Origin of the sequence: Paenibacillus sp. CF384 (assembly GCF_900106745.1) — a bacterium.
GTDB lineage: Bacteria > Bacillota > Bacilli > Paenibacillales > Paenibacillaceae > Paenibacillus_Z.
In genome coordinates this window covers 75,773-91,100 of the sequence record NZ_FNNV01000001.1, presented here as the reverse complement: position 1 = coordinate 91,100, position 15,328 = coordinate 75,773, and the positions used below count along the sequence as shown (strand labels likewise).

Genomic DNA, 15,328 nt, shown 5'->3' with positions numbered 1-15,328 from the left:
CCCTACTCCGAAGAAAAGGACGGCTTAGCGGGCAACGTCTTACTCCTTGACGCTTCCAAGCGTCATACCGCTCATGAAGTACCGCTGCAGAAACGGATAAACGCACAGCACAGGTACCATGCCGAGGAAAATTTGAGCCGCTCGCACCGAGCGATCGTTCAACTGCGATAACAATAGAATCATCGCGGGGTCGGATATGGTAGACATATCCAAACGGACGACAATGGTCTGTAAGTAGCTGGCAAGCGGATAGTGGATCGGATCGTTCATATAGATCAGCCCATTGAACCATTCGTTCCAGTGCATAACGATTGCGAACAACGTAACCGTTGCAATCGACGGCATCGATAACGGCACGATAATACGCCAGAGCGTCTGCCAATGTCCGGCGCCGTCCATGAACGCCGACTCCGACAGCTCCTTCGGTAACCCTCTGAAGAAGTTGAGCATCAGAATGACATTGAATATCGGAAGCGCCCCGGGGAGAACAAGCGCCCAGAGACTGTCGAGCAGATGCAAATTACGGACAACCATATAAGAAGGAATTAATCCCCCGGAGAACAACATCGTGAAGACGAAGATCCAGGCGTATCCCGTCCGGAACTTCAAGTTCGCCGCTTCCTTGGACAACGGATAGGCTGTAAGCAACGTTAACAGCATGTTAATGGAGACGCCAAGCGCTACGCGTTGTGCCGATATGCCCATCGAGACCAGAAACTCATGCTTCCTTGCAACAAACTCATACGCCTTCGTAGTGAAATCGACCGGCCATAAGGTAACTTTGCCTGCTTCGATCGCGGTTGCAGAGCTTAAGGATACGGAGAAGACGTTAATCAAAGGCAGAAGACATATTAGAGACAAGACCGCAAGCAGCGTATAGTTGAAACCTACGAACAACTTGCGACTCCATGAGTAGGGTTGAATCATAACAATCCTCCTTGCGACTTATCAGAAGATACGATAATTTGCGAAACGGTAGGCCGCGAGATAAGACAACGAAATGAGGATGAGCGAGATTACCGACTTGAACAGTCCGATGGCGGTCGCCACTCCATATTGGGCACTGGCCAGTCCGATCCGGTAAACGTACGTGTCGAGAATATCGCCGGTTGAATAGACGGATGGGCTGTACAGGTTGAAGACTTGGTCGAAGCCGGCGTTCATAACGTTGCCGAGCGCGAGTGTCGTAAGCAATATCGTGATCGGAATGATCGCGGGAATCGTTACGTTAAGCGTTTGTTGCATGCGATTAGCCCCGTCCAGAACGGCGGCTTCGTACAGCGACGGATTTACTGCGGTAATGGCAGCCAAGTAGACAATCGTTCCGAAACCGAATTCCTTCAATACATCGGTTCCCGCCAGCACGTAAGGGAACCATTTATCGTTACCGAGGAAGAACACTTTATCGAACCCCAGCCATGAAATGAATTGATTCACAATCCCCGATGTCGGCGAGAGCACATCCAGCAAGATGCCGGCCATAATAACCCAAGACAGGAAGTGCGGCATGTAGACGATCGTCTGGACGGTGCGCTTGAAGTACTTAATCCTGATTTCGTTCAGTAGTAGCGCGGTGATGAGCGGCGCGAACAAGCCGCCGACGATTTTCATAAATGCGATGAATACCGTATTCCTTAGCACATCTCTTGTTTCGGACAAGTGGTAGATATACTTGAAATGTTCGAGTCCGACCCACTCCGAATGAAAGATCCCTTTAACCGGTATAAAATTCTGAAATGCGATGACGAGGCCGACCATCGGACCATAGCTGAATATCAGCGCAATAACCAGACCCGGAACCAGCATCAGATGCAGCGGCCATTCCAAACCCCAATTTCTGCGGCTCAATCGATTCCCCTCCTGCCATGATACAAAGAAGGGATAGCGGCTAGCGGTTAGCCCCTATCCCTCTCCTAAGTCTTATCGAACTTGACCGCTTGCGTTCACTTCGTCGAGGATCTCCTGACCGCCGGATTTCAGCCAGTTTGCCGCCCACTCGTCGAAATAGTCGAGCGGCTTCGAGCCCATGATGATTGAGGTCATCATCTTGACTTCTTCGTCACGAAGCGAAGGACCTTTGGCAATCATTGTCGTCGTCGGATTGCCTACATACGCCGACTGGAAGACCAAGTTATTGTCGCTATACTTACCAAGGAGACTGAATACCCCGTCAGCTGTCCACAGTTTGTTCGCAGCCCACATGTCCTTGTCTCCGGCTTCGAATTTGGCCACCTGCTCGAAATATTGCTTCTGTTCGTCGTTCAGCGTGGACGTGTCGCCGGATTCTCTAGCGGCTTGAACTGCGGCAGCCGCCTTCGGATTGTTGCCCGGCATGCCTCCGCGGACCGGCGAAAGACCGAAGACGCCGAAGTCCTTGCCATCTACCGTAACCGTGTGGTAATTTTTGTCGAAGTTTCCGTATAGTTTTTCAATATAAGTATTCAACATCAAGATTGGAGCTTCCGGATGTTCGGCCTTCTTGCTTACGACATAGAAGTGCGAAGGCAATCCGGTCATGCTCTGCGAGAGTGCCGGCTTATCGTCGGACGATACGAGCGGGTAGATACCCCAATCCGCGCCAAGATCTTTGTACATATTGTTGATCGGCCATGTCGGCACCCAGAACGCGCCGAACGACATGCCGACTTTGCCGGATGTGACGAGTTCTGCGGACTTCATGCCGTCGATGACGCTGAATTCCGGATAGATCGCGCCTTGCTTGAATAGATCGGCCAGCTTGCCGAGAGCTGTCTTCACTTCCGGCTGAGTATCGGCCCACATTGCTTTGCCGTCCCCGCCTATCATGAAGTTCAGACTTGTTGCCGAGCCCTTGGTCGGGTTAAACGGATACGCGTGGTAGCCGTTGAAGAAGCCGTCCAGACCGGACCAACCATTGAATAGGTTTAAGTCGAGGCTTAATCCGTACGTATCGTTCTTGCCGTTCTTGTCCGGATCCTTTTTAGTGAACGCCAAGGCGATATTGACGACATCCTCCATCGTCTTCGGCGCCTCAAGCCCCACATTGGCCAGCCAGTCTTTGCGAATATAGATAAGCTGGGTATCGGTGATATCTCCGCCGTCCGATGGAATACCCATGAGTTTGCCGTCCTTCGTTGTTGCCGCTTTGAGCCTCACGCTGTTGTTTGCTTCCATCGAGCTCTTCGTCATTTCGGAAGCGTACGTACTGTAGGCATCGGTCAAATCAGCGATCGTGCCGGCTTCTACGAGGATCTGGAACTGCTGGGCGTCGACTTCCATGAAGTCCGGCATATCGCCGGATGCCATCGTTACGGCAACTTTGTTCTGATACTGTGCAGCGTTTACTTTCCAGACATTCTTCAAATTAATGCCAAGATCTTCTTGGAACGTCTTGACCCAAATGTTGGAGTCAAGCGAATCGCCCGGAGGCAGCTCTGCGGCCGAATTGACCGAGCGTACAGTCGTGACTTCGATCGGCGGATTGTATTTGCCGGTCGGGCCGTCCGGCGTGGTAGCTGCCTGGCTTGCGTTTGCATCTGCGTTTGTGTTTTCACTTGCATTTTCAGTTGCATTACTGCTTGTACTTGTGTTTGTCGTACTGTTGGCATTGGAAGCTGTGTTGTCTTTGTTGTTGTTGCTACATGCCGTTACGGTAGTCATGATAATCAGTAATGAAAGTATTGCCGAGCCTTTTACTTTCGCTTTCATTTTTTTCGACATCAGCTGCTTTCCTCCCCTATATCCTGCATCAATATGTGCTACGCTTTTATTATGCAGTCAGCGAGACGCCAAGAATATAATAAAGCGATTACATTCCTTATCCTTTTATATCTACTTCAGCGAATCGCGGTATTCCTGAGGGGTCAACAACGTTGCTTTTTTGAAAAATCGGGTGAAATAGGATGCCGAATCGTATCCGATCCGCATGCCGACTTCATGTATCTTAAGCGTGCTCTCGCCGAGCAGCCGCTTCGCTTTATCGATTCTCGTCCTCGCGGTGTAATCGCTGATGTTATGGCCAGTCTTCTGCTTATACAATCTGGAGAGGTAGAAAGGTGTCAAGTAGACGTGCTCGGCCAGTCGATTCAGCGTCAGATCCCCTTCGATGTTCTTCTCCACGTACCGATGAATCTGCTCAACGACTTCGTTCGTCTCTTGCTCGTTCCCGCCATCCATGCGGTCGAACAATAAATCCGCGAGCTCGCGGAAAAAGTCGGAAGCTTCCTTCCATGAACGATGCTCTCGGATCGAGAAGAGCTTGCCCGAGACGGCCTGTCCGTCCAGCGCCTCGAACCGATTCAGATGCGGAATGAAGATCGCGGCAAGCTCGTAGAATACCTCAAGCGGCAAGCCAGTCTCTAGTGTCGCAGCCTCGCCTACGGCTTCCGAAATCCCGTCGAACAGCTGCTCGAATTTCGCCCGTTCCTTCTGCATTAAGTATTGGTCGAGCAGCCGGATGCGCTTGACCTTGCTTCGCGCTTCCTCGTCGCCGCTCGACTTCGCCCGGTCGTCCGACAACAGCATTTGGCTGCCGAGTCCAAGGCCGCGGCCGAACAACTGCGACAGCCGCTCGTATTTGGAGGCAAGCGAGTCCCACTCGAACGGTTCGCTGGAGACAACGAATGAGCAAGTGAGCTTCAAGTAATGGCTGCAAGCCGTTTGCACGGATTCGAGCATCCCAAGCAAGTAAGCGTGTAAGGCGGCTTCCGGATCGGAATCCGCGGACGAGCCAGCGTACGGCTCCGGGTTAGCGGCAATAGCCTGTCGATACCCCGACTCAGCCTTCGGCTGCAGCAGCCAGATCAGCCGTTCGTGATCGCCTCTAAAGTACGTTAATTCGAATTCATGCGCGAAAAATTCATCGAAGATGTTATTGATCGAATAGGCGAACAGCACTTTATCGCCTCCCGTCGCATCCTCGCGCCATCGGTCGATCCGACCAACGGCCATGACGACCGGCAAGTCAGGGTCGAGCGGCACCTCGAACTGCGCGAATCGCTCTTTCCGGACGGCAAGCGACGAGGCTTCCCCTTCCAGCAGACCGTTCAAATACTCTTTGCGCAGCGCCGGCAGGGCCAGCTTAAGCGACGAACGAGCGCTCTCGATCAGCCCTTCGTAGGTCACTTCCTCGGCAATGACGCGAATCGCCTTCTCGACCGATGAGAGGATGGGATCATCTCCTTCTGTCTTCAGGACATAATCAATCGCTCCGCCGCGGATCGACGACTGGATATAGTCGAATTCGTTATAGCCGGTCAGAAAAATCGACTTGCAGCGCGGCCAGAGACGAAGCACCTCCTTCTGCAGCTCGATGCCGTTCATCTCGGGCATTTCGATATCCGTCAGGAGAATGTCGATGCGCAGCTTCCTCGCGATCGCAATCGCTTCCATTCCGTCAAAAGCCTGGTAGACCTCCAATGGATACTCAGACTGCAAGATTAATTCACTTAAACCTTCGACGATAATCGGCTCATCATCAACGATCAATAGACGGTACATGCTGTCACTCTCCTTTTGCGTCATTGGTATCTGAGGGTTCTGCGGCCTTGCCCAAGGACTGGGGCATTGGCAGCCTAAGCGTCGCTTTCATGCCGCCCATTTCACCGCGGGCGACGGAAACGCCGTACTCGCTGCCGAACCGAATGATTAAGCGGCGATGAACGTTTAACATACCGGTGTATTCCATATCCGCACCCTGATTCACTAGATTTGCTTCGATAGACTGCAGGTCGGCGTTCGTCAGCTTCTCTCCGTTATCCTCGACCGACATGAGCAATTTTCCATCCTGCTCGATCATCGTCACGGCAATTCTGCCGTCCCTGCGCTTGGTCTCTAGCCCGTATTGGTACGCATTCTCGATGAACGGCTGCAGGATGAGCCGCGGTACGCGCATCTCGCCGCAACCTGCGGGAAGTTCGCCGAATTCGACGGCAATGCGGCTCTTGGCGAAGCGAATATTCTGAATTTCCACATAGGTGCGAGAGTGTTTAATTTCCGCATCGAGCGGCACATCATCGGAACCGTTGCGAGTAATATACTGAAAGTACTCGCCGAGGTGTTGGCTGAATTGAATAACGCTGTCATTATCGTTCATCTTCGCCAAGCGGTACAGAATAAAATAAGTATTGTACAAGAAGTGCGGATTGATCTGCGACTGCAGCTGCTTCAGCTCCGATGTCTGGGCGCGCAGCTTCTGCTCGTACACTTCATGAATCAGCACCTTCAAATTGTCCGTCATCATATTGAACCGTTGAAATAAGTAGAGGAATTCATCGCGTGTCTTCGGCAGCGGTATCGGCTCCATCATCCCAGCCTCCACCTTACGGAATCCGGTAATCATCCGATGCAGCGGCTTGCGAATGAGCTGATACAGCCAATAAGAGTACCCGACGATAAAGACGAGCGAGACGAACGACAGCAGCCATAGCAGCATGCGGTATTTGTCGATTGGGCCGAGCATTTCGGCAGACGGCACGTAGGCGATCAAATAGTAGCCGAACGTAGTCGAGCGTTTATAAGCGACAAAATAGGAACTGTTTCCCGCCGAGATCTGCTTATAGTCTTCGTCTACGCTGCCCTCGGGTCGGTTTTTCAAATAATCCGAAAGTTCTTTCATAAGTTCTTCGTCCGTCTGGTTGCCCAGAATCCATCCGTTCTCTGGATTAACCAGCATTGCTCCTGCATTCTTGTAGTCGGAGAAGTTCTGCAGCGACTGCTTCATGACATCCTGGTTAATCTCGATCGAGAGTGCGAAGGTTTCTTTCATTTTCGGCAGATCGGAGCCGGGATAGGCGATCGCCATGAACAACCTGTCTTTCCAGAAGTAATTGCCGACGCCCCGGAGTTTAGAAACGGTAGCGACAGCCTCATAATCGGGATTAATCGTGTCGCTAATCGTTTCGTCGCTCGATATTGTTCGCTTCAGCGTAAGAATATGAGCGCTCACGTTCTTGATGTAGAGGCTCGAATTCTTAATCAGCTGCAGCTTTTCCTGGATGCGCTGCACCGTATCCGTCCATACGCCGATCGACATCGTATTGCTGATGAATGTGGCGTGCTGGATGTCTTTATCAATCGCGTATTGCCGCAGGAGCCCCGTCATCCGCTCATTTTCGACCTCGAGCGAGTTGAGATAGAAATCGACCTTCGACTTGAGTGATTTCGACAATTCCTCGCGGACGCTCGTCTCGCCCAGCTGGTTCATTCCAAGACCGATGCCGTAGATTGGAGCGACCACCAGCAGAAACGCAATGATCAGCTTCGGAAATATCGTCATTCTCCATTGTAATTTCCGAGAACTATTCATATCGAGCCGCCTCTTGCGTATGTAAGCTTCTCCTCGCCGGACGCCGCGTCCTTATCCACCTGTCTCCATTTGGCTAGCCACTTGCGATTCTCATCCATCACTAGGTTCTCCTCTCCGAAGTCGAGCAATCGTAATTCTACCACCTAATTATAAAGCGCTTTCGACAGGAATACGACCTATTAATCGCCATTTTCTTACATGACAAAGGGGCTGCCTACTGATCACGGATAAAGGTGCAACCGTTTAACCGGAACCTATGGACGGAGCAATTTGACAAAGGCGTTACGGTCAGGAGTACTTGTCATTGTAAACTGCGAACTGGTGCCGAAATTCTAACGAATTGTACAGGTCTTATTCGCTCCATAACCCGTGTATTTCTGCCATTTGTGGTGAAATAAGACCTCTGTGATTCGTTAGAAAATTTAGGATGCCTCTTTTTCCAAAATAAGACCTCCACGATTCGTTAGCGTGGTGATGGCTGCCACGAGGTGGCACAAGTTAGCGCGGATTGGTATGAGTTAGCGTGGCGAGAGTTTGGCGTGGGTTGTCACGAGGTGGCGAGAAGTTGGCACGCTTTAGCGCTGGCTGGCGAAGGTTGTTACGAGGTGGTGATGGCTTGGCGTTTGCGGCGTGATAACGGTCGCAGTCGGCGGTGCGGCATGAGATGATAGGATTTCCAATTCAAAGTGTTCGAAGTTTCATATACGGACACGGACATGACAAAGGGGCTGCCGCATGGTCAGCCCCTACCGTTTAAGCTTTTGATTTTCTTACTAACAGAACGCCGACGAATTCATTCAGGTCATCATCGCCTATGCATAAGGTCACTTTTCCGCTAGCATCGGGAGTCGAAACTGTTGTCGTTTCTCCCTCATCGGTATGACGATATTCAATAACGGATTCGAAAGTCCCCTCAACGGTAAGCGTACCAGGTGCAAACGGGATACTGGCTAGCTCGGAGCAGTGAAAGATATCCTGATCGTCCTGAGAGATTAGCGCCCAATTCCCCGTGAATTGGATACCGGACACTTGAGGAAAAGCCTTCTCGTCTCCAGACTGATGTTGTAATGAGAGTGCGGTTATTCTATCTCGCCCAGTATGCGACTCCAACCGTCCCCATGATCGGATGGCCGGCTCGCGGCTCACGTCTCCGAAATCGGCGTCCAGCCATAATGGCGTCCATCCGCTTCCGCGCCTGCGCCACTTCTCGAGCGCGCGCCAGCGAAGCCGCTGCGAGGCGGTCATCGCCTTGCCTGTACGGTCGACAGCTCCGAGTGTCAATCCGTTGGTGCCGACAACGGCCGTGTTGAGCAAAATCCCTTCCAACGTGTCCCAATAATAGCCCGTCGACGTATTGATCAACATGCCGCGGCGTGCCGCGAGCGCCGACCACATGCAGCGCTGATTGTGCCCAAGAGCCTCGTATTCTGCACTGTCTCCGGCGTCACCCAGATCATCGATATTGATCACGTCGAAATATTCGTGAAGCAGCGGATGCAGCCCATAATAAATAATCGTGATATCCGGCTTTGCTTCCTTAGCCGCTTCCGTAATGATCTTAAGCAGTTCCGTGCAAAGCCGTTCGCCCCGGAACTCCGGACGATGCGGCACGCTTACGTCCGGCCCGGGCAAGCCATAGCCGAAGTCCAGCTTTAGCGCTACGGGATTCAACCGGCTCACGATCGACTTCGTCCGTTCCGTTAGAAACGACCTGGTCCGCTCCGAGCTGGGATCCAAGCAATAATGATAGGACTGGCCGTAGATCGGATCGCCCGACCAGCGCCAGAGCCTCGGCTTCCCGTCCGCTCCGCAGAGCAGATCCCTATCGGTCAGGCCGAAGGCCTCAGGCTCGTCAATCCAGCCGACAGACTGCCACACTGCAATTTCGAAGCCTTCTGCCTGCATATGCGCAATATCCCGGTCAAACTCCGGAAACCGGTTATAGTCCGGAATTCCGCTGCTGTCGCAAGTCTCCCAATATTCGTCGAGTACGATCATATCGGCAGGAGCCGATCGAGAAATCCGTTCTGTAATGGCCCTCAGATTAAACTGCCCCTCCTTAAAATCGCCCCAAGTGCATACAAACGATTTTGCATGAATGGACGATTTAGGACCGTTGACCGGAAAGGTTTGATACAGCCGGTCGTAAGCGTCAAATCCATTTACTCCCCAAGCAAGTCTGAGCGGTTCGCTCCATCTTCGATTATGCAGGTCAGGCGCTTCCCACAAATCCTCCCTGTATAAATACTGCATACAAGCGGTGGCGGACTTTAACTGCAGCGATAGCGCCGCATCAAGGATCTCACCGGGTCCGAACGACATCCATCCGTCGCCGCCTCCCATTGCCGCAGCGTACAGCGGCCTCGGGTAAGCAGCCGCATAAGATGTCCCCATCGCATCGCCAAAGCTGCCGAGAGGAAGCAGGGCATCGCCCATATCAAAAAAACGCCAAAAGCTGCGCGTCGGATTCGTGCCTGCGCACGGCAGACAGTACCCTTCCGCCTTCCAGTTCGGCCAGAAAGGCTTGGTCAGGGATGGCGCCGCCCTGCGTTGCATGTCCGTCATTCGTTTCGTTCCGAAATAGAGTGCTACGATAGAGACCGGCTGGTGCCATGCCACTTCCAGATTGGCAAATCGGACTCCCCATGCTTCGGTAATTACTTGAAGAGAGCCTCTTCCGAACTCGCCAAATTCTAGTGCGATCTCATAGAGGGAATCCGAAAGCGCAGACACATTCGAGGCAATCGCATCCGTATAAGACATTAGTCCGTTTCCATCCGCCAACTCAAAAGAAGGAAGAAGACTTCCTTGCCACACAATGCGTCCGTCCCGTTCTAGTACGGCCTGGTCCTGATCGGTTTTCCAACTAAACAACATCTGTTGTGCTATGATTGAAACGTCCGTTAATTGTTTCACCCTATCCTCCCATTTCCTATCGCGTACGTATTTCCATCCTTCTACTATGGATTGGTGGCTCTGGCCGTGGATATTGTCTGATCGACTTCTATTTTCGATTGGTGTAGGGAAGTTTGATGAGTCGCCGACGATCGGAGAAAGGCACCCACTCGGGTGCCTTTCTCCAATCTATGCGGTTCGCGGCATGCACGCAGCCTAACCCGGCTTGACGCAAGGCAGCGTCCAGCTCGCGGCCGCCAGCCCCGGAGCCGATGCCTCAATGACTATCGCTCCCGAATCACGACCCGCTCGCACGACGGCGGCGGCGATTCCGCGATAAGCACGGCAGTTCTCGGAACGGTAGCTCTCGCTGCTCGTCGCGTCCGCCGAATAAACGCCTAGTAGCCTGCCGCTGCCTTGTACCGAGACGGAAATCGAATGAGCAGCGTCTGGCACCAGGTACCCATCCTTGTCGACGACAAGGATACGCAGCTCCGCGAAGTCACTTCCGTCCGCGGTCAACCGTTCGGCGTCGCAGCTCAGTTCCAGTCGTACCGCGTCTCCAGCGGTGACCAGTTGGTCCTCGCATACGCGCCGCCCATCGCTGAGGCCGACTGCAACGAGTGTTCCGGGAACATAATCGACGTCCAGCTCAATCGCGCGGTAACCTTCCGTATCCTTCGCCAATACCCCGAGTGAGCGCCCGTTCAGGAACAGTTCCGCCTCCACGCAGTTGGTGAAGACGTAAACCGTCTTGCGCTCGCCTTCGTTCCAGTTCCAATGAAGTTGAGCATTCATGTACGCTAACGCTTCACCGGAAGCGGGAACAGGTTGCTTGACGGCAAGCCGAACGAACGGCTCATCGCTCCAGATGCTTCTGCGATAGTGATACTCTCCTCGCGTCGTGCCGACCGAATCGATAAGCCCGAACGCCCAGCCCCGGCGACCCCCTGCGAGTGCCGAGATATCGAACGTATTGCCTAGTGCAGAGTCCTCTCCGAGCACGTCGGCGCCTTCTCCCAAATAATCGATGCCGACCCATAGGAACTGGCCAATGACATAGCGATGCTGCATAATGCGCTTCCAGTGCTCCGGCTCGAATTCAGTCTCTGAACCGATCAGCGCCAGATCTGGGCGCTCGGCGTGAAGGCGTTCATAGTACGCTTCGCCTTCGCGGCTCGCGACATAGTTATATCCCGGTACGTCCACCAAATCCATGATGCCTTCTCGCAAGTTCAGCAGGTGATTGCCTTCCGCGCATACGGTTACGGGCCGGGTGTCGTCCTCTTCCTTGCAAATCTCGACCATTCTTCGCAAGAGAGGAATTCCTTCATCGAAGTAAAGATCCGGAATCTCGTTCCCCACGCTCCACATGATGACGCTCGGATGGTTGCGGTCTCGCCGAATCATCGCCCGAAGGTCGGTTTCGTACCATTGGTCAAAGTAGAGTGAATACCCATAAGTGTTCTTGCCATACGGCGAGTCCGAATAGCCGCGATCCCACCCTAACCGCCATTCGTCGAACGCTTCGTCCATGACCATCATGCCAAGAAAATCGCATGCATGATAGAATTCCGCCGGGAACGGGTGATGCGACGTGCGGACCGCGTTGCATCCGGCTTCCTTCAGCATGGACAGCCTGGTCGCCCAAGTACGTGTCTGAACCGCACCGCCGAAAATCGCTGCATCCTGGTGCAAACAGACGCCTTTGATTTTCGTTTCTATACCGTTCAGTTCGAAGCCATCTGCGGAAAACGATAATGTGCGAATACCGAGCGGGGTCAATACGTCGTCAGCCGGTTCGTCCTCGACGAATAGAACGGAGTGGACCCGGTAGAGGTTGGGCTGATCCGGATTCCAAAGATCGGGTTCCACCACGCGCAACCGCTGCTCGAACCGATGTTTGCCGAACTGCGGCACGATTGTCTCCGCCTCGGCTGCGGCCACTTCGCGACCTTCCGGATCAAGGATCGTCGTTCGCAGTCGGCAGTTTTTGCTGATTTCGTTGTTGTCCTTCATTCCGTTCCCTTGCCAGACAAAAGCGTTCCACTTCGTCTCGGGATAACGCCCTACGGAAATGTTCGTTGCCACTGAGATTGAGGCGCCTGAGTCGACGGACTCCGTTCTTGCGACCACGCCCCATACGTCAATGTGCAAAGGCGCGGTGACGATCAACTGCACGCGGCGGAACAGCCCGTTTCCTAGATAGGATCTGCCGAACGGCTGCAGAGAAGCATCTAATTTGACCGCAAGAATATTCTCCTCCCCGGCGGGACGAAGATAAGGCGTAAGATCATGCCAGAATGGCGTAAATGCGTAAGGATGCGTCCCGAGGCAGTGACCGTTCACCCACACCTCGGCATTCATCGCGGCTCCATCGAACATCAGGTAACGTTTGCCGCCGGCATGCTGACCCGGAGAAGCGAACGGCAATCGGTACCACAAGACGCCCGAGCGAACGTAACCGTTCGCCGGATAAGCGGCGTCGAAATTCGATTCCGCCGAATCGTCGTGCGGAAGCTGTACGATCCGCCAAGCCGAGTCGTCATAGCCGGCCGCTTGCGCGCCAGGAGCGTCTCCCGCATGGAAGCGCCAATTGTCCTCCAAAGAAACAATGCTGCGGTAATCGGTGCTTTCAAGCATCCGCTCCACATACGAGATGGTAGATTCGATTCTTCTATTAGTCATGTTCCAAAGACTCCTTCGCAAGGTCTCTCAAGCCTATTCTCGATACGCCAGGAAGCGCTCTGCACCATCTGCCAGCCAGAAGTCGCCCGCCTGCCGGCCTGTTCCCGTATCGCGGATAAGATTATCCTTCAATTCATTGTCGATGGACCCGGCATTCACTAAGAATCCGAATCCGTCGTTGTCCTCGATTACGTTGCGAAGCCAATGGTTGCGGTTCGCCCCGTTAGAGGCATTCTCCGGGCGAAAATAGACGCCGCCGTTCCCGTTACCGCGAATGATATTATCGGCGAACCGATTGTCGCAGTCCTTATGTCCGATAGAGATGCCTGACACGGCGTTATTTTCCAGTACGTTGCGCTCGAATTCGCCGAACTGGACGCGCCAGCAGATGAACAGCCCCGCCGTGCCGTTGTCGATGCACGTATTATCTTTGACGCGCGAGGAATGCGAGCCGGCGCCGGGATGCAGTCCCGACCCTGTGCAGCCGCGAACGTCGCAGTGCAGCACCGAGATATGCTCAGTAATCTGCCAACTAATGCCGTCGCCATTGAAGTCGCGCACGACGACGCGCTCGATCATGCAGTCGCGCGCCTTCTTCAGATAGATCCCGCCTGCTCGGCAGCCTCCTATTGGCTCGTTAGCCACCTTGTTGCCGTCTATCGCAAGGTCGCGCACGCGGACTTGCTCGACATCCACCGCCTCGATAATCGAGCAGGCGTTCGTTGCCATGCCGCCGTCGTCCGAATGGTAATCGCGCTCAAGATGCCGATCGAAGCGCAGCACATTGCCATCCACTGCAGTAATGATTGCCGTGCTTTCATCCCAGCCCCATTTCTGCGAATCGTCGAAGATTTGTAGACCCATTCCGGCGCGGAAGCCGCTGGCGTCCGCCACCTCCACGCGCAGTTCCCCGTAGTCGGCATCGACGACGAACGGACTCTTGAAGCCGTCCGTCTTACGCAGAATCGTCTCTGGTCCGGCGCCTGCCAGCGTGACCCGATCCGTCAGGCGAATCGGTCCGGACACGTCATAAACGCCTTGATCCAACCGTACGATACCTCCGCCGCAGCTGGTCACTTTATCTACCGCCAACTGAATGGCCATCGACGTAAAGCCCGGATAGTCGCTTTGCGAACCTCCCGCAGTCACTTCGATCGTACGATTACGCAGCATTGGATCTCTCAGCCCCATCTCTCTCATCCTCTCGGTTTCTTCCTTTCGCACGCTCCGATATCGTCATCTACCAGAATAACTCCCTGCGTCCCCTCAGCTTCACGAGCGCTTCTACGAAGAAATAATCGCCATAGATTAGAGATTCATCGACATAAACACCGCGCGAGTAGTAACCGGTTGCATGCCTCAATAGGCCCTCATGCTCGTCGCCCCATTCTGCATAGCGTTCGCTCAGCGACTTGACGATCTGCTCGGCTGATGACTCGCACCAATTGGCATCCTCTTCGTTTCCCGCTCCTCCGTCCGCTTTCAGCAGCTCGGCCAGCTCCAACAGACCAGATGCCGCGATCGCCGCCGCAGATGAATCCCTTGGCATCGACTCTTGACTTGCTTCCGGCAAGAAGAAGTCCCAGTACGGGACGGCGTCTCCCGGCAACCGCGCGACGAAGAACCGAGCAACTCGAAGCGCGGCTTCGCGATACCGAGCTTCACCCGTGTAACGATAGCTAAGCGCGAAGCCGTACAGTGCCCAAGACGCTCCGCGTGCCCAAGCAGAATCTGCCGCGTAGCCTTGTCCGGCCAGCGACTCGATCGGCGCCCCGGTCTCCGGATCGTAGCTTATAATATGGCAGACCGAACCATCTGAACGAATAAAATCGCGCAGGACAGAATCGGCATGCCGGATTGCGATGTGCTTATATCGAGGATCCTTGATCTCCTGACCTGCCCAATGGAGCAGCGGCAAATTCATCAGACAATCTATGATCGCCCAGCCGGTATGATCCTCTTCGTCCCAATTCGGCCAAGCGCGGATGAACTCTCCTTGCGGATTATACCGTCCGGCAAGCAGGTTGGCCGCGATGAGCGCATGCCGCTTGGCATCCGCATCTCCACCGCGCCCTGACGCTTCGGCCAGTTTATGCTGAGCAACGCTGCTCAAGCTGAACATAAAGCCGACATCGTGATGCAGCAAGTCGTAGGTCTGCAGCGTCTCCGCGAGCTGCTGCTCGCACGCTTCGGCGACGCGTCGCAGCTCCTCATCCCCATTCTCGCGGTACACAGTCCACATCAGTCCCGGCCAGAAGCCGGCAACCCAGTCGTGCACCGGTCCCCTGACGTAACGTCCGTTTGTCGTTCCATTCGGGAAGGCGGCTCCAATCGTCCTCGCGCTCCGGCCGATTTTCGCTTCCGCCTTGCTCCAAGCCTCATGCACCCAGCCCAAATCCCGTTCCAATTCATGGTGCAACTTATGCTCTGTCATGCTTCTGCCTCCTGGACAACATTTTG

At 54.0% G+C, this 15,328-nt stretch carries 9 protein-coding genes; all 9 read right to left on the bottom strand.

Going from position 1 to position 15,328, the window contains the following annotated elements; translation table 11 throughout:
- Window positions 1-39 precede the first annotated feature (39 nt).
- Window positions 40-927, bottom strand: a complete 888-nt coding sequence (locus tag BLW29_RS00430; protein WP_090975365.1) for a carbohydrate ABC transporter permease — start codon at window positions 925-927, stop codon at window positions 40-42.
- 21 nt (window positions 928-948) lie between these two features.
- The gene (locus BLW29_RS00425; protein WP_371264655.1) at window positions 949-1,848 is read right to left on the bottom strand and encodes an ABC transporter permease; all 900 of its coding nucleotides are present in this window, start codon (window positions 1,846-1,848) and stop codon (window positions 949-951) included.
- 72 nt (window positions 1,849-1,920) lie between these two features.
- A complete protein-coding gene (locus tag BLW29_RS00420; RefSeq protein WP_090975364.1) occupies window positions 1,921-3,699 on the bottom strand; it encodes a type 2 periplasmic-binding domain-containing protein in 1,779 nt (592 codons plus the stop codon).
- Between the two features lie 111 nt (window positions 3,700-3,810).
- Window positions 3,811-5,478, bottom strand: a complete 1,668-nt coding sequence (locus BLW29_RS00415) for a response regulator transcription factor (protein ID WP_177186410.1) — start codon at window positions 5,476-5,478, stop codon at window positions 3,811-3,813.
- 4 nt (window positions 5,479-5,482) lie between these two features.
- Window positions 5,483-7,285, bottom strand: coding sequence for a sensor histidine kinase (locus BLW29_RS00410; RefSeq protein ID WP_090975362.1), 1,803 nt, complete (start codon window positions 7,283-7,285; stop codon window positions 5,483-5,485).
- Between the two features lie 753 nt (window positions 7,286-8,038).
- Window positions 8,039-10,201 carry an alpha-amylase family protein gene (locus tag BLW29_RS00405; protein ID WP_090975361.1) on the bottom strand — a complete coding sequence of 721 codons (2,163 nt, stop codon included), beginning with the start codon at window positions 10,199-10,201 and terminating at the stop codon, window positions 8,039-8,041.
- Between the two features lie 195 nt (window positions 10,202-10,396).
- Entirely contained in the window at window positions 10,397-12,868 is a 2,472-nt protein-coding gene (locus BLW29_RS00400; protein ID WP_090975360.1) for a glycoside hydrolase family 2 TIM barrel-domain containing protein, read from the bottom strand.
- 33 nt (window positions 12,869-12,901) lie between these two features.
- Window positions 12,902-14,068, bottom strand: a complete 1,167-nt coding sequence (locus BLW29_RS00395; RefSeq protein WP_090975359.1) for a right-handed parallel beta-helix repeat-containing protein — start codon at window positions 14,066-14,068, stop codon at window positions 12,902-12,904.
- Between the two features lie 40 nt (window positions 14,069-14,108).
- Window positions 14,109-15,302 carry a glycoside hydrolase family 88 protein gene (locus tag BLW29_RS00390; protein ID WP_090975358.1) on the bottom strand — a complete coding sequence of 398 codons (1,194 nt, stop codon included), beginning with the start codon at window positions 15,300-15,302 and terminating at the stop codon, window positions 14,109-14,111.
- Window positions 15,303-15,328: the final 26 nt, after the last annotated feature.